Genomic DNA, 21,098 nt, shown 5'->3' with positions numbered 1-21,098 from the left:
TCGTCAGTACCGGTAGACGGTCTGCGCGGTGTGCACGCCACGGGGGCCGTAGGGCGCCTTCTCGAGCCAGTTGGACGCCGCCTCGTTCTGCGGGGCGACCTCGGCGGCGGCCCGGACCTCCTGGGCCTTCTCGGTCGTGGGGCGCAGGTGCGCCAGCGCCTCCCCCGCGGCGTCGCGGTTGAACAGTGCCGCGGACCGGCGGGCCAGGGCGAACGACTCGACCGCCGTCCGCGCGGACTCCCGGGTGCCCGCTGCGAGCGCGAGGACGACGGCGGAGGCGGCCGCCTCGGCGTCGGGCACTCCCGAGTTGAGGCCCCGCGCGCCGAACGGCGCGAACAGGTGCGCGGCCTCCCCCACCAGCAGCACCCTGCGGGCCGGGTCGGCGAAGTCGTGCGCGACGAGCTGGAGGAACTGGTAGGTCGAGACCCACGAGGTGCGCTCCGCGTACCCGGACGGGAGCACCGCGTCGAGCCAGGCCCGGACGCCGTCGGGCGAGGCGAACTTGTCCGCGTCGTCGCCGTCGACGAGCTGCAGGTCGACGCGGTAGCCGCCCGCGTACGGGACGACCAGGACGTTGCGGCCCTGGACCGCGGGGTGGGCGTAGTGGAAGTGCCGCTCCTGGGGCAGCGCCGGCTGATCGATCTCGCCGACGTCCACGACGATGTACCAGCCGTCGTCGCGCCCGCCCTCCATCCGGGCGCCGATCTGCTTGCGCACGGCGGAGCGAGAGCCGTCCGCGGCGATCACGTACCGCGCCTGCCAGCGGTCGCCGCCCTCGGTGGTGACCCGTACGCCGTCGTCGGTGGCGACCACGTCGGAGACCTCCTGCTCCCACACGAACTCGACGCCGGCGGCGACCGCCCGCTCGTGGAGGTACCGCTCGGTCTCGACCTGCGGCAGGCTCGTGAAGTGCGGGTACGTGCCCGGCGCGGGGTCGGGGTAGGTCTTGGCGTAGACCTCCTTCCCCTCGTAGAACGTGCGCTGGGTGTTCCAGTAGACGCCGTGCTCGTACAGCTCGGCGCCGAGCCCTGGGCTGAGCCGGTCGAGGATCTGCAGCGTCTGGCTGTGCGTGAAGATCGCCCGGCTGCCCGGCCGCTCCCGGCCCTCCGGCCCCGCCTCCAGGACGGTCACCGGCCGGCCGAAGGACCGTAGCGCCAGGGCCGCGGTCAGGCCGACCGGGCCGGCGCCGACGACGAGGGTCTCGCGCTCGCGGACCCCTTCGGTCTCAGGCGTGCTGGTCATGGTTCTCCTCCTTTGGGGTCCGGACGACGACGGCGTCCAGGACGACCGGTCCACGGGAGGTGACCCGTACCGGGTTGAGATCGATCTCGGTGATGTCGTGGTGCGCCGTGAGCACGTCGCTCACGGCGAGCAGGGCCGCTGCGAGCGCCCCGCGGTCGACCGGGGGCGCCCCGCGGAAGCCGTCGAGGACCGCGGGCGGCAGTGCGTCGACCATCTCGGCGGCGCGTTCGGCGGACAGGGGGGCGAGACGCAGCACCGGCTCAGCTCCGGGCCCACCCAGCTCGACGGTCACGCCGCCGAGGCCGAGCAGGACGACCGGCCCGAAGACGGCGTCGCGGACGCCGCCGAGGATGAGCTCGGTGCCGGACGGCGCCTGCTCCTCGACGAGGTAGCGCTGCCCTGGCGGGCGTCCGGTCGTGCCGATCGCGTCAATGGCGTCGAGGGCCGCGTCCAGCTCCGCGTGGCTGCGGATCCCGACGTGCACGCCGCCGACGTCGGACTTGTGCAGCACCGTCGCGTCGAGGACCTTGACGACCACGGGGCTCTCCGGACCGCCGAGCGCGTCCAGGGCCGCGTGGGCGGCGGCCCGGTTCGCGGCCGCGCGACGGCGCATGGTGCGCAGGCCCTGGGCCTCGAAGAGCGTCTTGGCCTCGTCCTCGTCCAGGTCGCGCCCGAGGGTCCGCACGGCGGCGACGGGCGGGGCGTCGGGCACCGCGCGGGCGGCGGCGTCGCTGACCAGGGCGGCGAGCCCGATCGCGAGGTCACCGGGGCCGGAGTACAGCGGGACGCCGATCTCCGCCAGCCGGGCCCGGTGCCGCTCGATCGCGGACGTCGGCCCGCCGGTCGCGTACAGCACCCGCCCGGCGGCGCCCTCGACGGCGGTCACCGGGTCCAGGACGCCGGGCTCGTCGAGCGCGTAGACGCCGACGGCGTCGATGCCGGGTTCGGCGGCGACGAGGCGCAGCACGTCGGGGAACGTGTCCGAGGGCCGCCCGGTGTCCACCGGGTTGCGCTGGTAGGTCAGCGGGGGCAGGAGGTCGCCGAGCCGGTCGAGGGTCGCGGGGGTCAGCTCGGGGAGGCGCACGCCCCGGGCGCCGAGCGCGTCGGCGACGACGAGGCCGGGCCCGGCCTGGCCGGTGAGCACGGCGACGCCGGTCGCGGACCGGGGCGCGGCGGGCAGCCGCACGGACCGCAGCGCCGTGACGGCGGCGACCATCTCGTCGAGGCCGTCGACGACGACCGCCCCGGCCTGCGCGAGCGCGGCGCGGGTCAGCGCGTAGGAGCCGGTGAGCGCTCCGGTGTGGGACCTGGCGAAGTCGCCGACGTCGGAGCGCCCGACCTTGAAGGCGACCACGGGCTTTCGGGCCGTGACCCGGCGCAGGGCCGCGACGAGGGCGCCGCCGTCGGCGATGCCCTCGACGTGCAGGCCGACGGCGGTGGTCGTGTCGTCGTCCGCGAAGAAGTCCAGCATCTCGGCGAAGCCGACGTCGGGCGCGTTGCCCAGCCCCACGCCGAGGCGCAGGCCGATGCCCGCGCGCTCCAGGAGGAAGGCGAGAGCGAGGTTGATGCCGCCGGACTGGGCGACGACCCCTACCGTGCCGGGCCGCAGCGCGGCGGCCGCGGGCATGAAGTTCGCGAACACGCCGTCGACCGGGTTCATGAAGCCGGACGTGTTGGGGCCGAGCAGCCGGACGCCGCCGCGCCGGGCGGCCTCGACGGTCTGCTCCTGGACCTTGCGGCCGTCGGGGCCGCTCTCGGCGAAGCCGCCCGCGCACACGACGGCGGCGCGCACACCGGCCGCCGCGGCCTCCTCGATCGCACGGGGGACGGCCTGGGGCGGGATCACGAGGACGGCGAGGTCCACCGGACCGGGGAGCTCGCCCAGGCCGGTCGCCGCAGTGCGGCCGAGGATGGTGCCGCCGCGGGGGTTGACCGGGAAGAGGTCGCCGGCGAAGCCGTCGAGCGCCTGCATCATCGCGTGCCCGGCCTTGTCCGGGCTGGCCGAGGCGCCCACCACGGCGATGCTGCGGGGCCGGAGCAGAGGGTCGAGACCGTTCCTCAGGGCGTTCGTCCCGGCACTCATCGCGCACCCGGCCGGCTGCCGTAGGGGATGGCGCCGTCGTCGGTCACGGGGACGTCGAGGCGCCCGAGCCGGTCGATCTCGACCACCACACGCTGGCCCGCGGAGATCGGCCCGACACCCGCGGGGGTGCCCGTCGCGATGACGTCCCCGGGGTACAGGGTCATGACGTGGCTGGTGTACGCGACCAGCTCGGCGACGTCGAAGATGAGCTCCTTGGTCGCCACCCGCTGGCGCAGCTCCCCGCCGACCCAGCAGCGCAGCTCCAGCTCGCCGGGGTCGCCGACCTCGTCGGCGGTGGTGATCCAGGGGCCGAACGGCGTGAACGTGTCGAACGACTTCCGGGTCGAGCGGTCCTCGGTGGAGCGCACGGTGATGTCCAGGGTCGGGGCGTACCCGAGCACGTGATCCAGGGCGTCGGCGGCGGCCACGCGGCACGCCGTCCGCCCGATGACGACGGCGAGCTCGCCCTCCTGGTCGGTCCGCACGTCGGTGTACGGCAGCCGGATCGCGTCGTCGGGACCGATCACCGAGGAGCTCGCCTTGAGGAACACGCCGTACTCCGCGATGGTCTTCTGCTCCCCCATCTCGGCCTTGTGGTCCAGATAGTTGACCGGTGCGCCGACGACCTTGCCGGGGCGGGCGATCGGCGCGGCGAGCCGGGCCCCGTCCAGCGGGCGGGTGGGCAGGGCGTCCAGCGGCAGGGCGGCGAGCTCGGCGAGGGTGCCCCCACGCTCGAGGAACGCGAGCAGCGGACCGCCCGCGCCGGGCCCGCTGATTCCCAGGGCGTCGGTCAGGTCGACGAGACGGTCCTCCACGACGGCGTGCAGGCGGGCGTCGACGGTGCTGGCTAACCTCATCGTCAGGTGCTCCTTCGGTAATGTGACACAACCATCGGCGGTCGGGGTACGGTATGTCAAGCATCGGGTTCTGGCCCGAGTTCTGAACGTGGGAAGGCGACCTATGACGAAGGCGACCAAGGCGAGCGCCAGAGCCGAGACCGAGCACCCCCGGCTGCCGCGCACCCGCCAGGGCTCACCGCCGAGCCTGCTGCTGACCCTGCTGGGCGACTACTGGTGGGGACGCGGCGAGCCGCTGCCGTCGGCCGCGCTCGTCGAGCTGCTCGCCGACTTCGGGGTCAGCGACGTCGCCGCCCGGGCCGCGCTGAGCCGCATGGTCAAGCACGGCCTGCTCGAGACCGCCCGCGCCGGGCGCAACACCTTCCACGGGCTCACCCCGCGCGCCCAGGACGTCCTGAGCGACGGCGCCACCCGGATCTTCGGCTTCGGCGACGACGACGGCCACGCCTGGGACGGCCGCTGGAGCGTCGTCGCGTTCTCCGTGCCCGAGGCCAACCGCTCCGTCCGCGAGGCGTTGCGCACGCGCCTGCGCTGGCTGGGCTTCGCGCCGCTCTACGACGCCCTCTGGGTCTCGCCCCACGAGCACCACGCGGAGGCGCTCGCCGAGCTGGTCGAGCTCGGCGTCACGGCAGCCACGGCGTTCGTGGCGACCGCACCCGACCTGCCCTCGACCGTGCCCCCGCAGAACGCCTGGGACCTCGACGGCCTCGCCGCGATGTACCAGGCGTTCGTCGACGAGTGGGAGCCGACCCACGCCGCGCTCGGCCAGGGGGCGATCGACCCGGTCGACGCCCTCGTGCGGCGCACCGAGCTCATGGACGCCTGGCGCGCGTTCCCTGGCCTCGACCCCGAGCTGCCGACGTCGCTCCTGCCGGCGGGCTGGCCGCGGCCGCGGGCCCGCGAGCTCTTCCTCGACACCTACGACCGCCTCGGCGTACCCGCCTCGGCGCGGGTGCGCGAGATCATCGGCCGCCACGCGCCCGAGCTCGCCGACCACGTGGCCCAGCGCTCGACGCCGCCCGTGCTGCCGGCCACGGCCGACCCGGCGGTCAGGTGACGAGCGCCGCCCGCAGCGCCGCCGGCACGGGGGACGGCAGGCCGGCGTCGTCCACGTGGACGCACGTCGTCGTGCCCTCGACGCAGCTCACGCCGTCGCGCAGCACCTGCCAGCGGTAGGTGACCGACGTCCGGCCGACCGCCGTGGCCGCGATCTCGACGACCACCTCGTCGCCGAACCGGAGGGGGCCGAGGAAGTCCACCTCCAGCCGGCGCCGCGGGAACCGGGTGAGCTCTGGCCCGATGAGCTCGGACCCATTGCGCTCGGAGCGTCCGAGCGAGCGGAGCAGCTGGTGCTCCGCCCGCTCGGCCCACCGCAGGGCCGCGGTGTGATGGATCAGACCGCCCGCGTCCGTGTCGGCGAACTCGACCCGGACCTGCTCACTGTGCCTGCTCACCGTGCCGGAACATCCGCCGCGGCATCAGCGTCCAGCGGCGGCAGCGTGATGCCGCTCGTCTGCCTCGCCGGGGCGAAGGTCGACGGCCAGGCCTCGGCGATCGCCTCGGCCGACCAGCCGCCCTCCCGGTAGGTGACGGCGAGCTCCTCGGAGTACGAGTACAGCGAGAGCTTGTCGCCGCCGACGCCGATCGCCTGCCCGGTGACCCCCGCGCTGCTGTCCGAGGCGAGCCACACGATCAGCGGCGCCACGTCCTCCGGGCCGCCGAGCGCGTGCTCCCGGCGGACGACGTGCGGCAGGGTCTCGCCGCGCTCGTACGCCGCGGCGACCTCCTGGTACACGGGAATGGTCGCGGTCATCGCGGTGATCGCCGTCGGGACCACCACGTTCACCGTCACCTGCGCGCGCGCCAGCTCCAGCGACCACGTGCGGGCCATCACGACGACGCCGGCCTTGGCGGCCGCGTAGCTCGTCTGCCCGAAGTTCCCGTGCTGCCCCGCCGGGGACCCGATCACGACGATCCGGCCGCCCTCGCCCTGCTCCCGCAGGCGGATCGCGGCCGCACGCACTGTGGTGAACGTGCCCCGCAGGTGCGTTCCGACGACGTCGTCGAAGTCGGCGTCCGCCATCTTCCACAGCACCCGGTCCCGGAGCACCCCGGCATTGGCCACCAGCACGTCGAGCCGCCCGAACTCCTCGACCGCCGTCTGCACCAGCAGGTCGGCCGTGCTCGTCGGGCCTACCGGTGCGACGACCGCCACCGCCGCGCCGCCCGCCTCGGTGATCGCCGCGACGGCGCGCTCGGCGGCGGCACCGTCGACGTCGTTCACCACGACCTTCGCGCCCGCCGCCGCGAGCGCCTTCGCGTAGGCCAGCCCGAGGCCCTGCCCGCTGCCGGTGACGATCGCGACCTTCCCGGTCAGGTCGATGTGCCCGCTCATCCCAGGAACCTCAGGACCATCACGGCGACGACGCCGGGCTTGGCCTGGCCCTCCACCTCGACGATGTTCTCGAAGACCGTCTGGTACCCCCCGGGCACCTCGGTGACCTCGTGCAACGTGGACAGCACCCGGACCCGCGCGCCGACCGGCACCGGAGCCGGGAAGCGCAGGCGGTCCAGCCCGTAGTTGATGCCGGTCGCCACGCCCGTGACCTCGAAGATCTCGGCCATGAGCGGGACGAGGAGGCTCAGCGTGAAGTAGCCGTGCGCGATGGTCCCGCCGAAGGGCGACCGCGCGGCGGCCTCGGGGTCGACGTGGATGGGGTTGTGGTCGGAGGTGAGGTCGGCGAAGTCGCCCACCTCCTCCTGGGTGATGGTGCGCCACGACGACGGGCCGAACACGGTCCCGACGTGCTGGGGCAGGTCGGCCAGGGCCACTCTCGTGGGGGCTGTCACGGTCTCGGTCTCTGTCGTGGGCGGTGTGGGTACCGGGGTCATCGGGTCGCTCGCAATCGGGTCGGTGGTTGAGGTAGGTAGGCAGGAGGCGGGGTGGGCTATCCGTCGACCCGGACCACGACGGCCCCGGCGGAGTCGCCCGCCGCGCAGCCCGTGAACAGGCCGGTGCCGCCGCCCCGGGCGTGCAGGGCATGGATGAGCTCGGTGATCGCCCGGGCCCCGGTCGGACCCTGCGGGTGTCCGTAGACGAGCGAGGACCCGTAGGGGTTCATCCGCTCCAGCGGGTAGCCCGTCTGCTCGGCCAGCCACAGGTCGTTCACCGCGAACGGGTTGTGCGTGGTGACGACGTCGACGTCGGACATCTCGATCCCGGCGTCCGTCAGTGCTGTGCGGGCGGCCTCGACGGGGGCCTTGGGCATGTACGCGGGCTCGGCGCGGCCGAACCCGGTCGCGAGGATCTGCGCGGTGACGCCGTCCTGCCCGATCTCCCGGGCCCGGTCGGCGGACGCGACGACGACGCCGGCGCAGCCGTCGGCGGGGTGGGTCTGCGCGCCGTGGGTGACCACTCCCCCGGGCTTGACGGGTGACAGCTTGGCCAGGCCCTCGGCGGTGGTCGGGAAGACGCCGTGGTCCTCCTCGACCCAGGTCTCGCCCCTCTTGGTCGGGAGGCGCACGGACACCATGTACTCGCGCTGGATCGCGCGGTCGTCGGCGAGCGAGCTCACGTACTGCTCGTGGCGCAGCAGCGCGACCTCGTCGACCTGTTCGCGTGTGTAGCCGCCGTCGACGGCGGTGTTCTCCGCGGTGTCGTTCATGCTCTGGCCGGTGGTCGGGTCGAGCTTCATCGGGTCGAGCACCCAGTGCTCGGCCAGCGGCGCGCCACCCGCGCTGCGCTGGCTGGAGTACAGCATGAGCGGGCCGTTGCTGGTCCGGTCGGTGATGACGCCGATGGTCGTGGCGTGCGCGCCGAGCTCGACCTGGGTGGCCAGGTGCTCGACGACGACGGCGGAGGTCGCGCAGGCCCGCGAGAGCCACGGCCCGCCGTACCGGCCGGCGCCCAGCCGCCGGGACACGAGGGTCACGCCGTAGAACCCGTACTGCTGGGGCACGGTGCAGCCGAGCGTCCACTCGGTGATCTCCTCGGGCGGCAGCCCGCGGGCCGCAAGCGCCCGGCCGGTGACGTCGACCGCCAGGTCGAGGCTGTTCACCTCCGCCAGGGGGCCCTGCCACTTGGCGAACGGCGAGGTCCAGCTCAGGCCGAAGGGGATGTGCGCGTCGCGGAACCTCATGTGTGCTGACCTGCCTCCAGCTCGGGGACTGCCTCTAGTTCAGGGACCTGGGCGCGCAGGGCGCGCATGTTGAGCTTTCCGCTCGGGCTGCGCTCCAGGGCGTCGACGAAGAAGACCTTGCGCGGCTTCTTGTAGCCGGCGAGCCGCCGTCCGACCTCCTCCTGGACCTGCTCCGCGGTGAGCGACGAGCCGGGCGCGGTGACCACGTAGGCGGTCACGACCTCGCCCCAGCGGGGGTCGGGCGAGCCGAAGACGACGGCGTCGGTCACGCCGGGGATCGCCGTCAGGACCGCCTCGACCTCACCGGTGAAGACCTTCTCGCCGCCCGTGTTGACGACCGCCGAGCCGCGGCCGAGCAGCTCCACCAGGCCGTCGCCGAGGACCCGCACGTGGTCCCCCGGCATCACGTACCGGACGCCGTCGATGACCGGGTATGCCTCGGCGGTCCGCTCCGGGTCGCCGTCGTAGCCGAGCGGCATCTGCCCGCGGTAGGCCAGCACACCGGTGGCGCCGGGGACGTCCTGGACCTCGCGCAGCTCGGCGTCGAACACGACGGTGCCCTGGGCCAGCCGCGGATGGCACGGGATGTCCTGCGGCCCGCGGACCACCCCGTAGGCGAAGGGGCCGCCCTCGCTCGAGCCGAAGATGTCGACGAGCGTCGCCCGGGGCGCGTGGGCGAGGAGGCGCAGCTTGAGCTCGTCGGACCAGGCCATGCCCGAGCTGAGCACCGTGGTCAGGCTGGACACGTCGAGCCCGGCGCCCGCGGGCGAGTCGAGCACGTCGACGAGCGGGCCGACGACGGCGTTGCCCGCCACGATCAGCCGCGTCACCCGGCGCTCGTGGACGGTCCGGGCGGCGGCCGGCGGACCCTGGTTCGCGGACGGCAGGAAGATCACGCACCCGCCGAGGACCAGCGCGTTCATCACGTTGAACAGCGCGAGGGCGTGCATGAGCGGGGTCAGCGGCAGGGTCACGGTCGGCGGGAGGTCCGTGCGCGCGGCGATGCGCGTGACCTCGTCGAGGTCTTTCGGGACGGCCACGGGCAGCGAGCCGTAGATCGAGAAGAGCTGGCTGTCGAACAGGTTCCCGTGCGTCCAGACGACGGCCTTCGGGGTGCCCGTCGTGCCGCCCGTGAACATGAAGATCTGGTGGTCCGGGGACAGCGGCTGCGGGTCGAGCGGCTCGGCGGCCAGCGCGGTGGCGAACGGCCGGCCGGGCGCCGTGGGGCTGTCGTCGTCGGTCACTGCTTCGTCCGGCACCGTGAGGACGAGGCCCGGCAGCGCGACGTGCGCGGCGGCGTCGCGCACGTGCTGCCCGAGGCTGGTCGGGTGGACGAGCGCCTCGGGGTGCGCGGCGCGCAGCAGGTCGGCGAGCTCGCGGCCCTGGTAGCGGAAGTTGATGTTGACCGGGATCGCGCCGATCTTGTACGCCGCGTACACGGTCACCAGGTACTCGACGCGGTTGTACATGAAGATCGCGACACGCGACCCGGCGCCGAGCCCCTCGGCGCGGAACGTGCCGGCGACGCGGGCCGCGGCGTCGTCCAGGTCGCGGTAGCTCATCGTGCGGCCGTCGGCGACGACGGCGGGCCGCTCGGGTACGGCGCGAGCCACGGACTCCCAGATGGTCGCGTAGTTCGCTCGGCTCAGATCGTTGTCCTGTATCGGCTGAGGGGTCGGCTGGTCCACTGCTCACATCCTCGTGGGCGGGCCGCGGCCGGCTCCTGGGTCCCAGACGGGTCTCAGGCAGCCGGACGTCGGCGAGGCTTCGATCGTGCCCCACCGCGCCGCATGACGTCAAGCACTTTCGTGACGCCCGTCATGAGAACGTCGAATGTCGACCGACCGAGATCAGCCGGCCGACGGCGCCTTCGAGCGACCCAGCAGCCCGGCGAGGTCCGCCCGCGCCGCGCCGACGAGCTCCTCGCGGAGCCGACGGAACGTGGCCGCGGACCGCCCGGACGGCCAGTCGGCAGTGAGGTGCTCGGCGGGGAGGCGAGGGTCGGCGCGCAGCAGTGCGAGCCAGTCCGCGCCCAGCGCGGTCATGTCCCGCAGCGGGTGGGCCGAGCCGCCGACATCGGCCTCGACGTCAGCCCACGTCGCGAGGAACTGGAGGTGGTGCGCACGGATCTCGTCCAGCCCCCAGGCCGAGCGAACGGCCCGCGCCGCCGAGAACCCCTCGATCTCGTACGCGCGGAACGCGGACAGCTCGACGTCGGTGAGGTCGCCGTCGAGCGGCCGGAGTGCGGTCGCGACGTCGACCTCGCCGGGTGCGATCCACAACCCGTCGCGCAGCAGGCCGAAGCCCGCCCAGGTCAGGGCCGCCCGTACCCGGTGGCGCGCGTCCCGCTGGCTCTCCGGTACGGAGAACGTCACGAGGGTCCAGCCGGTGCCGACGGGCGCGAAGGGCTCGTCGGCGAGCACGCGGCCGCGCGCCTCGCGGAGCACGGACTCACCGGCCGGAGCGAGGCCGTACGCCACCTCCCGGCCCGCGCGGACCTTCTCGAGCAGGCCGCGGCGGCTCATCCGGGCGAGCGTGGCGCGGGTCGCGGCGTCGCCGGTGCCGAGCTCGGCGAGCAGCCCGATGAGCACGGCAGAGGGGACGTGCTCGACGTCGGCGTCGAGCACGAACTCCCCGAGGAACGCGAGAAGCAGCTGTTCGGGACGGCGGGACATGGATCGGAGTATTCCAGAACGGTCTCAGAGCGAGCGCGACGACCAGGGCCGTTGACATGCATGACATGGAGGCTGCACGCTGTACACGCAAGTGTCATGCATTTCGCACACCCTCACGATTCAACGACGAATTGAGGAAACCATGAGCCGACGACGCCCGGGCGTCCTGGCCGCCGGTGCCGCTCTGCTGGCCCTCGGCCTGGCCGCCTGCACGGCCGATGCGCAGGACCCGCCCGAGACCGGGGAGGACGGGAACCGGGCCGTGACGATCGGGGCGCTGAGCATCAGCGAGACGGCGCCGCTGTGGGCCGCCGTCGAGGCCGGCGTGTTCGCCGACCGCGGCCTGGACGTGACAGTCCAGCCGATCCAGGGCGGCGCGCAGGCGATGCCCGCCCTGGTCAACGGGGACGTCGACCTGACGATCGGGCAGCCGTTCGGAGCCCTGCGGGCGGCCGAGCAGGGGCTCCCCGCCGTGATCATCTCCGGGTACGCCGAGAGCTACCCCGAGGGGGACGACATCAACGCGGTGGTCGCCGGTGCGGACACCGGCATCACTCGCCCGGCCGACCTCGCCGGCGCGAAGGTGGCGGTCAACTCCCTCGGCGCGGCGGGCGACCTCACGATCCGCGCCGCCGTCGAGGCGGACGGCGGCGACCCCGCAGCCATCGAGTTCGTCGAGGTGGCCTTCCCCGACGCCGCGGCCCAGCTCGAGGCCGGGAACATCGACGCCGCATGGGTCCCGGAGCCGTTCGTCTCCATGATCGTCGGCGCGGGCGGCACCACCGTCGTCTACCCCTACCAGGCGGTCGTCCCCGGCCTGCCGACCCTCGTGGTCCAGGCGACCACCGAGACGGTCGAGCAGGACCCCGAGCTGGTCGCCGACGTGCGGGCGGCGTTCGACGACGCGTTCACCTGGGCGGAGGAGAACGACGACGCCGTCCGCCAGACGCTCGTCGACAACCTCGAGCTGCCCGAGGAGGCCGCGGCGAACCTGCCGCTGCCGCACTTCACCACCACCGTCAACACCGACGCCATCCAGGCGCTGGCCGACCTCGGCGTCGAGTACGACTACTTCCAGACCGCACCCGACGTCGACGCGATCATCGTCGAGTGAACCGAGTGATCCGTACGAGCCCGACGAGGACCCGAGTGCTCGGCCTGCTGGGCATCCTCGGGTTCCTGGCCGCGTGGGAGGCCGCCGCGCTCTCCGGCGTGGTCAGCCGGACGTACCTGCCGACCGCCTCGACGACGCTGGTGCGCCTCGGCCACGAACTCACGACGCCGGACTTCTGGACCACCCTCGCTGACACCGTCATCACGTGGTCGGCGGGACTGGGGATCGCCGTCGTCGCCGCGATCATGCTCGGGACCGTCGTCGGGCTCGTGCCGTTCCTCGACCGGGCCACGCACAGCAGCGTGGAGTTCCTGCGGCCGATCCCGTCGGTCGCGATCATCCCGCTCGCGGTGCTCGTCGCGGGGCTGTCCCGGGAGGCCGCGCTCATGGTGGTCGTGTACGCGCCGTTCTGGCAGGTGTTCGTCCAGGTGCTGCACGGCGTGGCCGACGTCGACCCGGTCGCCCGGGACACCGCTCGCAGCTACGGCCTCGGGCGGCTCGACCAGCTGCGCCATCTCGTGCTGCCGACGGCGCTGCCCTACGTCATCACCGGGTTCCGGCTCGCCGCCTCGGTGGCCCTGGTCCTGACCATCACGGCCGAGCTGGTGATCGGCAACCCGGGCCTCGGGCGGCAGATCGAGCTCTACCGGTCCGCCCCCGACGCACCCGGCCTGTACGCGCTCGTGCTGGTCACGGGCGGGCTCGGGATCCTCGTCAATCTCGCGAGCCGGCTGCTCGAACGGCGGCTGCTGCACTGGCACCCCTCGGTGCGCAGGGAGGAGGCCTTGTGATGCGTACGCTGCGCGCCATCGGCTACGCGGCCGGACTGCCCGCGCTCGCCCTGCTGGCCTGGGTCCTGGTCACGGACCGGTCGGCCTCTATCTACTTCCCGCCGCCGGCGACCATCGCTCAGGCGTTCGTCGACACCTGGTTCGGCCCCGCGTTCACAGCCGACGTGCTGCCGAGCCTCGGCCGGTTCGCGATCGGCGTGCTGCTGTCGATAGTGATCGGGGTGGTCGCCGGAACCGCGATCGGCACCACCCGCTGGCTGCGGGACCTGCTCGAACCGCTGCTCGAGTTCTTCCGCGCGGTGCCGCCCGTCGTCCTGGTGCCGGTGCTCATGCTGATGCTCGGCATCGGCGACACGATGCGGATCGCCGTCATCGTCTCGGGCTGCGTGTGGCCCGTGCTGCTCAACACCGTCGAGGGGGTGCGCGGGGTCGACCCGGTGCTCACCGAGACGTCCCGCTCCTACCGGCTGCGCGGTGCGCTGTCGCTGCGCTACGTGGTGCTGCCCGCCGCGAGCCCGCAGATCATGGCCGGCATCCGCCTGTGCCTGTCGATCGGGCTGATCCTCATGGTGATCTCGGAGATGTTCGCCTCGTCCTCGGGGCTCGGCTACCGGATCGTCTACTTCCAGCGCAGCTTCATGATCGCCCAGATGTGGAGCGGCATCGTGCTGCTCGGGCTCGTCGGCGTCGCCGTGGCGGGGCTCTACGGGATCGCCGAACGGCGGGTCCTGCACTGGTACCACGGGATGAGAGAGGTGGCACGTGGCTGACATCAGCACGCACGAGAAGCCGACGGAGGCGCCGAGCACCACCCTGCTCTCGGTGCGGGACCTCGGCAAGACCTACTCGGGTTCGGCGGGTTCCGACGGGGTCGAGGCGATCCGCTCCATCAGCTTCGACGTCCGGGCGGGCGAGCTGGTCTGCATAGTCGGCCCGTCGGGCTGCGGCAAGACGACGCTGCTCAAGTGCCTGTCGGGACTGCTCGCTCCGACGACCGGATCGGTGGCCCTCGGCGGCGAGACCGTGCTCGCACCGCCCAAGAAGATGGCCGTCGTCTTCCAGGAGTACGGGCGCAGCCTGTACCCGTGGCTCAGCGTGCGGGACAACGTCGCCCTGCCGCTCAAGTCCCGCGGGATGCCGCGCGGCGAGCGGGACGACGTCGTCCGGGCCGCGCTCGAGGAGGTGGGCCTGGGGCACGCGCTGTCGACGTATCCGTGGCAGCTCTCCGGCGGCATGCAGCAGCGGGTCGCGATCGCCCGGGCCATCGCCTACCAGCCCGAGGTGCTCGTCATGGACGAGCCGTTCGCGGCCGTCGACGCCCAGACCCGCGCCGACCTGGAGGACCTGGTCCGGCGCGTGTGGCAGGACCTCGGGGTCACCGTCCTCTTCGTCACGCACGACATCGACGAGTCGGTGTACCTGGGCGAGCGGGTGCTGGTGCTGTCGAGCTCTCCGACGGTGGTGCAGGAGGACCTGGCGGTCGACCTGCCCGCCGAGCGCGACCAGATCTCGACCCGCGCCCTGCCGCGATTCACGGAGCTGCGCACGCACGTGCACGAGCAGATCCAGCGCGCGAAACGCGGCGACCGGACCGGCCTGCCGGCCAGCCCTCGTTGAGTTGTCAGACGCCTCCGGACGTGTCAGACACACAGGTCACCCGGGTGACCTGTGTGTCTGACACGTCGGGCGACGTCTGACAGCTCAACGAGGGGTGGGGTCGCTCGCGTGGTGGCCGTGCGTGTCGAGGATCCGGGTGAGGAGTCGGCGCAGCGTGGCCTGCTCCTCCTCGCTGAGCCCGGCGGTGAGCGAGGCGTCCACCTCGGCCGCGTGCGGGACGAGCCGGCGCAGCTCGGCGGCGCCCGCCTCGGTGAGACCAACGAGGTTGCGGCGGCGGTCCGACGCCGCCCGCGCGCGCTCGACCAGGCCCCGGGCCTCGAGCCGCGAGACGAGGCCCGCGACGGTCGAGCGGTCGAGGTCCAGCGCGTCGCACAGCTCACGCTGGCTGGCGCCGCCCGTCCGGTGCAGCACGTTGAGCACGCCGAACTGGACGTTGCTCAGGCCCTGCCCCGCCTCCTCGGCCCACACCGCCAGGTGCACCTGCTGGGCGCGCCGGATGAGGAAGCCCACGTGCTCGGGCAGGTTCAGGGACTGCCGCGCGCCGACGCCGTCCGCCTCGCTCGCCTGGGCGGCGGCCACGCCGCTTGGTTGAGTCATGGCCCGATCATCACAGCCAGCGCGGCGGCGCGGGCACCGCACCGCCGTTCGGGGCGACGACGCCCGCACCCCCGCGTCCCGTCGCCCACCGGGTCAGGTCCGCGGCGGTCCCGCGGAGCGCCACCGTTCCCAGCGCCACCGTCCCGGACGACGACGTCCCGTCCGCTGTCGACCCGTCAGCCGTCGTCCCGGGCTCGGCGACCGGCACCGCGCGCTCGCGGTCGACGGGCTCCAGAACAAGCGACGGCAAGCCGTCCGGCCCCAGCCGACGCCGCCACCCGCCGACCACGTCGGCGAGCAGCGCGTCGAGCAGCTCCGGCGGGAAGTCGTCGAACGAGCCGCCGTTGTCGAGGTCGACGGCGTGCACCCAGACCTCCCGGGTCCGCATCCACACGGTCTCGGACGCCGGCACGACCCGCCCGAGCGCCGTGCGCACCGGGGCACGCCAGGCCTCCTCAGGCAAGTCACGCCATTCAACGGAGAGGTGCACGGCGGCATGCGCGCACAGGTTCCGCAGCGCCCGGGCGGGCAGCGTCGCGGCGAACTCGATCTCCTGGTCGCGCTCTTCGGGCGAGGCGTACATCGGCGTCTCGACGCCGGTCGCCGCCCACTCGGTGAGCCGGGTCAGCGCCCGCGCGTTCAGCCCGACGTGCGCGACGACGTGCCGCCGCGTCCAGCCCGCCACGAGGGACGGTGCCTCGAGGCGGTCGTTCCGGAGCTCGTTGAGCTTGCGCGAGAAGTACGCCTGTCCGCGGCGGGCGAGCAGCAGGCCGGCGAGCAGGTCCGGGTCGGTGGTCCGGTCGGTGCGGGCGGGCATGTTCAGCCCTCCTTGACGACGGCGTTGCGCAGCGTGCCGAGCCCGGTGACGGACGTGACCAGCTCCTGCCCGGGCGCGAGGTAGCGCGCCGGCTTGCGAGCGTGGCCGACGCCGCCCGGCGTCCCGGTCGCGATGACGTCGCCCGGGTGCAGCGTGACGATCTGCGAGATGTAGGCCACGAGCGCGGCCGGGCCGAACACCATGTCGTCGATCGCCGTGCGCTGCACGACCTCGCCGTCGACCTCCGTGAGCAGCTCCCCCGCCTGGTCGACGCTGTCGGGCGTCGTCAGCCAGGGGCCGAACGGCGTCGTCGCCTCGAAGGTCTTGCCCTGCAGCCACTGCGGACTGCGGTACTGGAAGTCGCGCATCGTCACGTCGTTGAGCACGGCGTAGCCGGCTATCGCGTCCTCGGCCTCCGCGACGGTGAGCCGCCGCGCCGTCCGCCCGACGACGACGGCGATCTCGCCCTCCCAGTCGACGGCGTCCGCGGCGTGCGCCGGCAGGACTATCGGGTCGTACGGGCCGATCAGCGCCTCGGGATACTTGGCGAAGAGCGTCGGGTACTCCGGCAGCTCGCGACCCATCTCGCGGATGTGGTTGCGGTAGTTGAGCCCGACGCAGACGATCTTGGCCGGCCGGAGCACCGGAGGCGCCCACGCCTGCGGGTCGAGTCCCGCCAGCTCATGCTCCGGGCCGTCGGCGGAGCGGGCGATCGTGGCCCACGACGGGTCCTGGAGCAGATGCCCGACGTCGGCGTGGCCCCCGATCTCGACCGCCACCCCCTCGTCGACCCGGACGGCGACGGTGCCCGTGCCTGTGCTCGTGCTTGCGCTTGTGCCGAGCCGGAGCGTCCCGAGCCTCATGCGAGGTCCTCGTTGCGCTGGCCGGGCACGTAGGTGCGCGTGAAGTGCAGCCGGTCGACGATCGGGCCGTCGTTGAACCGGAACAGGTCGAACTGGCTGTCGGCGTGCAGCGACCACGGCACCCAGCTCGGCACGGCGAACAGGTCGCCGGTGTGGAGCCGGTGCTCCGTCTCGCCGAGCACCACGGTGCCCTCACCCTCGAACACCTGCCACACCGAGGACCCGACCTCGTGCGTGACCGGCGTGGACGCGCCGGCGCGGAGCCGGTGGAACTCGCAGCGCAGCGTCGGCATGACGTCGCCGCCGGTGGTCGGGTTCGTGTACCGGACGGCGGCGTGACCCTGGCCGACGGTCGCCGGGTGGCCGGCGTCCTCCAGGGCGAGCTGTTCGGTCAGCGCCCGGTCGGTGTGCTCCCAGCGGTAGGCGGCGAGGGGCGAGCTCGTGGTGTCCTCGAGCGCGCTGAGGGGGCGCAGGCCGGGGTGCGCCCAGAGCCGCTCGGAGCGGGAGACGTCCGGGGACGCCTCGTCGGTGACGCGCTCGGAGCCGAACTCGAAGAAGCCGACGTCGGCGTAGTGCGCGAACGGCACGTCGAGGCCGTCGATCCACGCCATGGGCCGATCGGTGTCGTTGTGGTGGCCGTGGAAGTTCCAGCCGGGGGTGAGCAGCAGGTCGCCGCGCCGCATCGCCACGGGATCACCGTTGACGACGGTCCAGACGCCCTCGCCCTCGACGACGAACCGGAAGGCGTTCTGGCTGTGCCGGTGCTCGGGCGCGGTCTCGAACCCGCCGAGGTACTGGATCGCGCACCACAGGGTGGGCGTCGCGTACGCCGTGCCGGGGAGCCCGGGGTTGGCCAAGCCGATCGCTCGCCGCTCCCCGCCGCGCCCGACGGGCACGAGCTCGCCCGACCGCTCCGCGATGCCGAACAGCGTGGACCACTCCCACACGTGCGGCACCGCCTTCGGCGAGGGAGTGAAGGGCATCAGGTCGTCGCGCTGGGTCCACAGCGGGGCCAGGTGGTTCGTCTCGAAGTCCGCGTAGAGCTGTTCGAGCTCCGGGGTGTCGGCCGTGCCGTCCATCTGCTGCATGGGTGCTCCTCCTGGCCTCGTCGCCATTCGTTGGTATGCCAACGATATAGTCGGGAGCACTCGCCGTCCAGCACCACCCTGCTCCGTCGCGGGTAGCCTGCCGAAGGACCACCCATCGACGAAAGGCACCTGTGATGACGCGTGATCTCCCCCTGGACGGTCGCACCGCCGTCGTCACCGGCGCCGCCCGAGGCATCGGTGCCGCCACCGCTCGACGGCTGGCCCAGGACGGTGCCGACGTCTTCCTCGTCGACGTCTCCCCCACGGTGCTCGACCTCCGCGACGAGCTGCGCGCCGCCGGCCACCGCGCCGCCGCGGCGGTCATGGACGTCGCCGTCGAGGCCGCCTGGACCACGGCCGCCCTCACGTGCCGGGCCGAGCTGGGCCGGCCGCAGATCCTGGTGCACAACGCGTACGCCACCACTGTCGCGTCCCTCGAGGACACGCCGCTGGACAGCTGGGAGCACCAGCTCCGGGTCTCGCTCACCGGCGCCTACCTCGGCACCCGTGCGCTGCTGCCCGACCTGACGGCGTCGGGGCGCGGCGCGGTGGTCATGGTCTCGTCGGTGCACGCGCGCTTCGGGCTGCCGGGCCGGGCCGCCTACGCCTCGGCGAAGGCGGGGATGACCGGGCTCGCCAGGCAGCTCGCCGCCGAGTACGCCCCCGCGGTGCGCGTCAACAGCGTGCTGCCCGGCCCGGTGCTCACGCCGCACTGGGACGGCGCGAGCGCGGCGGACCGGGCGAGCGCGGCGGGCGCGACCGCCCTCGGACGCCTGGGCGAGGCGTTTGAGGTGGCCGATGCCATCGCGTATCTCTGCTCCGACCGCGCCTCGTACGTCACGGGCGTCGAGCTGCCGGTCGACGGCGGCTGGAGTATCACCAAGGAATCAGTGTGATCGGCGGCCCGCCGCCGTCCTAGGGTGTGCCCATGACGACCGTGCAGCCCATCCAGATCACCTTCGACTGTGCCAGTCCCGAGCGCGTGGGCCGGTTCTGGTGCGAAGCCCTGGGATACGTCCCCCCGGACGTGACGGAGGACGGGTTCGCCACGTGGGAGGAGTACAGCCTCTCGCTGCCCGAGCCGGAGCGGGACTCATGGTTCGCCGCGAGCGACCCCACCGGCGCCGGCCCACGGCTGTTCTTCCAGCGTGTGCCCGAGGGCAAGGTCGTCAAGAACCGCGTGCACCTCGACGTCAAGGTCGGCAGGGGCTTCGTGGGCGAGGAACGCCTGGCCGTCCTGGAGTCCCACGCGGCGCGCTTGGAGGCGATCGGCGCGACGCGCGGGGTCCTGTTGCTGGCCGACGGGGAGAACGAGTCCTGCCAGAACATGCAGGACGTCGAGGGCAACGAGTTCTGCCTGGACTGACCTGGGCGCGGTCGTCGCCGCGCTGCGCTGAGCGCGGACGGCGGGCGGCCCGGCCGGAATGCGACCGGCCGGATGCCCGTTGGAGAACTACGTGAACCTCAGGTCCGGAACCCTCGACGCAGCACCCGATCACGCGGCACCCGACTACGCGGTGCTCGACAACCCCGCGTGGTCCGCCCTCACCGGCGCGCACGCACACCTGGCGGAGGGCAACGACCTCGCCCGCCGGTACCCCGCCGACGTCTCGCCCTTCGCCGCCGTCCGGACCTGGGACGACCCCGGCGTGTGGGACGCGGTGATCGAGCTGGTCGGGTACGACGCCGAGTTCCCCGGGCCACCCGAGTCGGTGGCGCTGCCGCCCGGCTGGGTACGCGGCGAGCCCTTCCAGGGCGTGCAGCTGGTCGAGACCGAACGCCTGCACGGCCGCCCCGACGACGAGGCGGTGCTCCTGGGGGCCGCCGACGTCCCCGAGATGCTCGACCTCGTGGAGCGCGCCCAGCCCGGCCCGTTCCTGCCCCGGACGTACCAGCTGGGCCGGTACGTCGGGATCCGGCGCGACGGACGCCTCGCGGCCATGGCCGGCGAGCGCCTGCGGCCCGCCGGCTGGACCGAGATCAGCGCGGTCGCGACCGACGAGCGGTACCGCGGGCAGGGCCTGGCCACGCGTCTCGTGCTGGACGTCGTCCACCACATCCACGAGCGCGGCGCGCGCGCCATGCTGCACGCCGCGGCGAGCAACACGCACGCGACAGCTCTCTACGAGAACCTGGGCTTCACGCTGCGCCGGCGCGTGGCGTTCGGCTCCGTGCGGACGCCGGCCGGGCCGGTCGGCCCGGCCGGCGCACCGGTCAGTGGCTGACCGGCTCCTCCTCCTTCTTCTTCCGTGAGGGCAGGAGGTGGAGCACCGCCACCACGGCGGCGCCGACGATCAGGCCGACGATCGCCGAGCACAGCGTGTTGAAGAGCCACCCGAGGGTGCCGCCGAGCGCGCCGGTGCCGTCGTGGATCGCCACCTCGAGGTGGTGCACCCATTCGTACGGTGCCGGGATCCAGCCGGTGCCGTCCGCGCCGAGGTTGACGAGCAGGATGTGCCCGCCGACCCAGAGCATCGCGACGGTGCCGACCACGGAGATCACGGCGAGCACCCGGGGCATCGCCAGGACGAGCCCACGGCCGAACCTCTTGGCGAACCCGGAGTCGTACTGGGCCATCCGCAGGCCGACGTCGTCCATCTTCACGATCGCCGCGACGATGCCGTACACGATGATCGTGATGACGAACGCCACGACCACGAGGATCAGGAGCCTGGACCAGAAGGCCTCGTCGGCCACCTCGGCGAGCGCGATCACCATGATCTCGGCCGACAGGATGAGGTCGGTGCGGACGGCGCCCGCGATCATCTTCTTCTCGGCCTCGGGGCTGACCTCCGTGGCCGGCAGCTCGGCGTCGTGGTGGCCGGAGACCTTGTGCCAGATCTTCTCGGCGCCCTCGTAGGCCAGGTAGGTGCCGCCGATCATGAGGATGATCGGCAGGAGCCACGGCAGGAACTGGCTCAGCAGCAGCGCGGCCGGGAGGATGAAGATCAGCTTGTTGCGGATCGAGCCCTTGGCGATCTTCCACACGATCGGCAGCTCGCGCTGCGCCGCGACGCTGCGCAGGTACTGCGGTGTCACGGCGGTGTCGTCCACGACGACGCCCGCCGCCTTGGCCGTCGCGCGGCCGGCGGCGGCCCCGACGTCGTCGATCGAGGCCGCCGCCAGCTTCGCCAGCGCGGCAATGTCGTCCAGCAGTCCCATCAGGCCACCCACGGCGCCGCCCCCGTCTCCGAGCGATGTGTCGTCATGAGGCG

At 73.3% G+C, this 21,098-nt stretch carries 22 protein-coding genes; 8 read left to right on the top strand and 14 right to left on the bottom strand.

What is annotated here, in order from left to right; translation table 11 throughout:
* Window positions 1–3: 3 nt before the first annotated feature.
* The 3 genes from ACQEVI_RS24640 to ACQEVI_RS24630 are packed head-to-tail and all read right to left on the bottom strand — an operon-like array spanning window position 4 to window position 4,182.
* Window positions 4–1,242 (bottom strand): FAD-dependent monooxygenase, encoded by a 1,239-nt coding sequence (locus ACQEVI_RS24640; RefSeq protein WP_432904238.1) that lies wholly within the window; start codon window positions 1,240–1,242, stop codon window positions 4–6.
* Window positions 1,226–3,325 (bottom strand): acetate--CoA ligase family protein, encoded by a 2,100-nt coding sequence (locus ACQEVI_RS24635; RefSeq protein WP_432904235.1) that lies wholly within the window; start codon window positions 3,323–3,325, stop codon window positions 1,226–1,228. The genes ACQEVI_RS24640 and ACQEVI_RS24635 overlap by 17 nt, the downstream gene beginning before the upstream one ends.
* Window positions 3,322–4,182: a fumarylacetoacetate hydrolase family protein gene (locus ACQEVI_RS24630; protein WP_432904232.1), complete on the bottom strand. Its 861-nt coding sequence runs from the start codon at window positions 4,180–4,182 to the stop codon at window positions 3,322–3,324. The genes ACQEVI_RS24635 and ACQEVI_RS24630 overlap by 4 nt, the downstream gene beginning before the upstream one ends.
* Window positions 4,183–4,285: 103 nt before the next feature.
* Here ACQEVI_RS24630 and ACQEVI_RS24625 point away from each other — a divergent pair, with 103 nt between their 5' ends.
* Window positions 4,286–5,239 (top strand): PaaX family transcriptional regulator, encoded by a 954-nt coding sequence (locus ACQEVI_RS24625; protein WP_432904229.1) that lies wholly within the window; start codon window positions 4,286–4,288, stop codon window positions 5,237–5,239.
* Here the strand turns inward: ACQEVI_RS24625 and ACQEVI_RS24620 are convergent.
* The 6 genes from ACQEVI_RS24620 to ACQEVI_RS24595 all read right to left on the bottom strand — a co-directional run bounded on the left by ACQEVI_RS24620 (window position 5,232) and on the right by ACQEVI_RS24595 (window position 10,996).
* Window positions 5,232–5,636, bottom strand: a complete 405-nt coding sequence (locus ACQEVI_RS24620) for an acyl-CoA thioesterase (RefSeq protein WP_432904226.1) — start codon at window positions 5,634–5,636, stop codon at window positions 5,232–5,234. The two genes, ACQEVI_RS24625 and ACQEVI_RS24620, sit on opposite strands and share 8 nt — an antisense overlap.
* Window positions 5,633–6,577, bottom strand: a complete 945-nt coding sequence (locus tag ACQEVI_RS24615; protein WP_432904223.1) for an SDR family NAD(P)-dependent oxidoreductase — start codon at window positions 6,575–6,577, stop codon at window positions 5,633–5,635. The genes ACQEVI_RS24620 and ACQEVI_RS24615 overlap by 4 nt, the downstream gene beginning before the upstream one ends.
* Window positions 6,574–7,032, bottom strand: coding sequence for a MaoC family dehydratase (locus ACQEVI_RS24610; RefSeq protein ID WP_432904220.1), 459 nt, complete (start codon window positions 7,030–7,032; stop codon window positions 6,574–6,576). The genes ACQEVI_RS24615 and ACQEVI_RS24610 overlap by 4 nt, the downstream gene beginning before the upstream one ends.
* Window positions 7,033–7,130: 98 nt before the next feature.
* Complete coding sequence (locus ACQEVI_RS24605; RefSeq protein ID WP_432904217.1) at window positions 7,131–8,321, bottom strand: thiolase family protein; 1,191 nt, start codon at window positions 8,319–8,321, stop codon at window positions 7,131–7,133.
* The gene (locus tag ACQEVI_RS24600; protein ID WP_432904214.1) at window positions 8,318–10,009 is read right to left on the bottom strand and encodes an AMP-binding protein; all 1,692 of its coding nucleotides are present in this window, start codon (window positions 10,007–10,009) and stop codon (window positions 8,318–8,320) included. The genes ACQEVI_RS24605 and ACQEVI_RS24600 overlap by 4 nt, the downstream gene beginning before the upstream one ends.
* Before the next feature lie 162 nt (window positions 10,010–10,171).
* Window positions 10,172–10,996: a PaaX family transcriptional regulator gene (locus tag ACQEVI_RS24595; RefSeq protein ID WP_432904211.1), complete on the bottom strand. Its 825-nt coding sequence runs from the start codon at window positions 10,994–10,996 to the stop codon at window positions 10,172–10,174.
* Window positions 10,997–11,138: 142 nt separating this feature from the next.
* Here ACQEVI_RS24595 and ACQEVI_RS24590 point away from each other — a divergent pair, with 142 nt between their 5' ends.
* Genes ACQEVI_RS24590 through ACQEVI_RS24575 form a run of 4 tightly spaced genes read left to right on the top strand, consistent with a single transcriptional unit; the run spans window position 11,139 to window position 14,518 of the window.
* Window positions 11,139–12,110 (top strand): ABC transporter substrate-binding protein, encoded by a 972-nt coding sequence (locus ACQEVI_RS24590; protein ID WP_432904208.1) that lies wholly within the window; start codon window positions 11,139–11,141, stop codon window positions 12,108–12,110.
* A complete protein-coding gene (locus tag ACQEVI_RS24585; protein WP_432904205.1) occupies window positions 12,107–12,901 on the top strand; it encodes an ABC transporter permease in 795 nt (264 codons plus the stop codon). The genes ACQEVI_RS24590 and ACQEVI_RS24585 overlap by 4 nt, the downstream gene beginning before the upstream one ends.
* Complete coding sequence (locus ACQEVI_RS24580) at window positions 12,901–13,671, top strand: ABC transporter permease (protein WP_432904202.1); 771 nt, start codon at window positions 12,901–12,903, stop codon at window positions 13,669–13,671. The genes ACQEVI_RS24585 and ACQEVI_RS24580 overlap by 1 nt, the downstream gene beginning before the upstream one ends.
* Complete coding sequence (locus ACQEVI_RS24575; protein WP_432904199.1) at window positions 13,664–14,518, top strand: ABC transporter ATP-binding protein; 855 nt, start codon at window positions 13,664–13,666, stop codon at window positions 14,516–14,518. Before ACQEVI_RS24580 ends, ACQEVI_RS24575 begins: the two co-directional genes overlap by 8 nt.
* An 84-nt stretch (window positions 14,519–14,602) precedes the next feature.
* Here ACQEVI_RS24575 and ACQEVI_RS24570 read toward each other — a convergent pair whose 3' ends face one another.
* Genes ACQEVI_RS24570 through ACQEVI_RS24555 form a run of 4 tightly spaced genes read right to left on the bottom strand, consistent with a single transcriptional unit; the run spans window position 14,603 to window position 17,883 of the window.
* The gene (locus ACQEVI_RS24570) at window positions 14,603–15,115 is read right to left on the bottom strand and encodes a MarR family winged helix-turn-helix transcriptional regulator (protein ID WP_432904194.1); all 513 of its coding nucleotides are present in this window, start codon (window positions 15,113–15,115) and stop codon (window positions 14,603–14,605) included.
* A gap of 10 nt (window positions 15,116–15,125) precedes the next feature.
* Window positions 15,126–15,932, bottom strand: a complete 807-nt coding sequence (locus ACQEVI_RS24565; protein WP_432904190.1) for a maleylpyruvate isomerase family mycothiol-dependent enzyme — start codon at window positions 15,930–15,932, stop codon at window positions 15,126–15,128.
* 2 nt (window positions 15,933–15,934) lie between these two features.
* Window positions 15,935–16,795, bottom strand: a complete 861-nt coding sequence (locus ACQEVI_RS24560; RefSeq protein ID WP_432904188.1) for a fumarylacetoacetate hydrolase family protein — start codon at window positions 16,793–16,795, stop codon at window positions 15,935–15,937.
* A complete protein-coding gene (locus ACQEVI_RS24555; protein WP_432904186.1) occupies window positions 16,792–17,883 on the bottom strand; it encodes a cupin domain-containing protein in 1,092 nt (363 codons plus the stop codon). Before ACQEVI_RS24555 ends, ACQEVI_RS24560 begins: the two co-directional genes overlap by 4 nt.
* 134 nt (window positions 17,884–18,017) lie before the next feature.
* On the opposite strand from ACQEVI_RS24555, the gene ACQEVI_RS24550 reads away from it, so the two are divergent.
* From ACQEVI_RS24550 to ACQEVI_RS24540, 3 genes are all read left to right on the top strand, one after another.
* Window positions 18,018–18,779: an SDR family NAD(P)-dependent oxidoreductase gene (locus ACQEVI_RS24550; RefSeq protein ID WP_432904183.1), complete on the top strand. Its 762-nt coding sequence runs from the start codon at window positions 18,018–18,020 to the stop codon at window positions 18,777–18,779.
* Between the two features lie 32 nt (window positions 18,780–18,811).
* Window positions 18,812–19,249, top strand: a complete 438-nt coding sequence (locus tag ACQEVI_RS24545) for a VOC family protein (RefSeq protein ID WP_432904180.1) — start codon at window positions 18,812–18,814, stop codon at window positions 19,247–19,249.
* 91 nt (window positions 19,250–19,340) lie between these two features.
* Window positions 19,341–20,108, top strand: a complete 768-nt coding sequence (locus tag ACQEVI_RS24540) for a GNAT family N-acetyltransferase (RefSeq protein WP_432904177.1) — start codon at window positions 19,341–19,343, stop codon at window positions 20,106–20,108.
* On the opposite strand, the gene ACQEVI_RS24535 is transcribed toward ACQEVI_RS24540, so the two are convergent.
* Complete coding sequence (locus tag ACQEVI_RS24535; RefSeq protein WP_432904175.1) at window positions 20,098–21,045, bottom strand: DUF808 domain-containing protein; 948 nt, start codon at window positions 21,043–21,045, stop codon at window positions 20,098–20,100. The genes ACQEVI_RS24540 and ACQEVI_RS24535 overlap by 11 nt on opposite strands.
* Window positions 21,046–21,098 lie beyond the last annotated feature (53 nt).

Source organism: Promicromonospora sp. CA-289599 (assembly GCF_050936155.1).
GTDB lineage: Bacteria > Actinomycetota > Actinomycetes > Actinomycetales > Cellulomonadaceae > Promicromonospora.
This window is presented reverse-complemented; position numbering and strand designations above follow the sequence as displayed.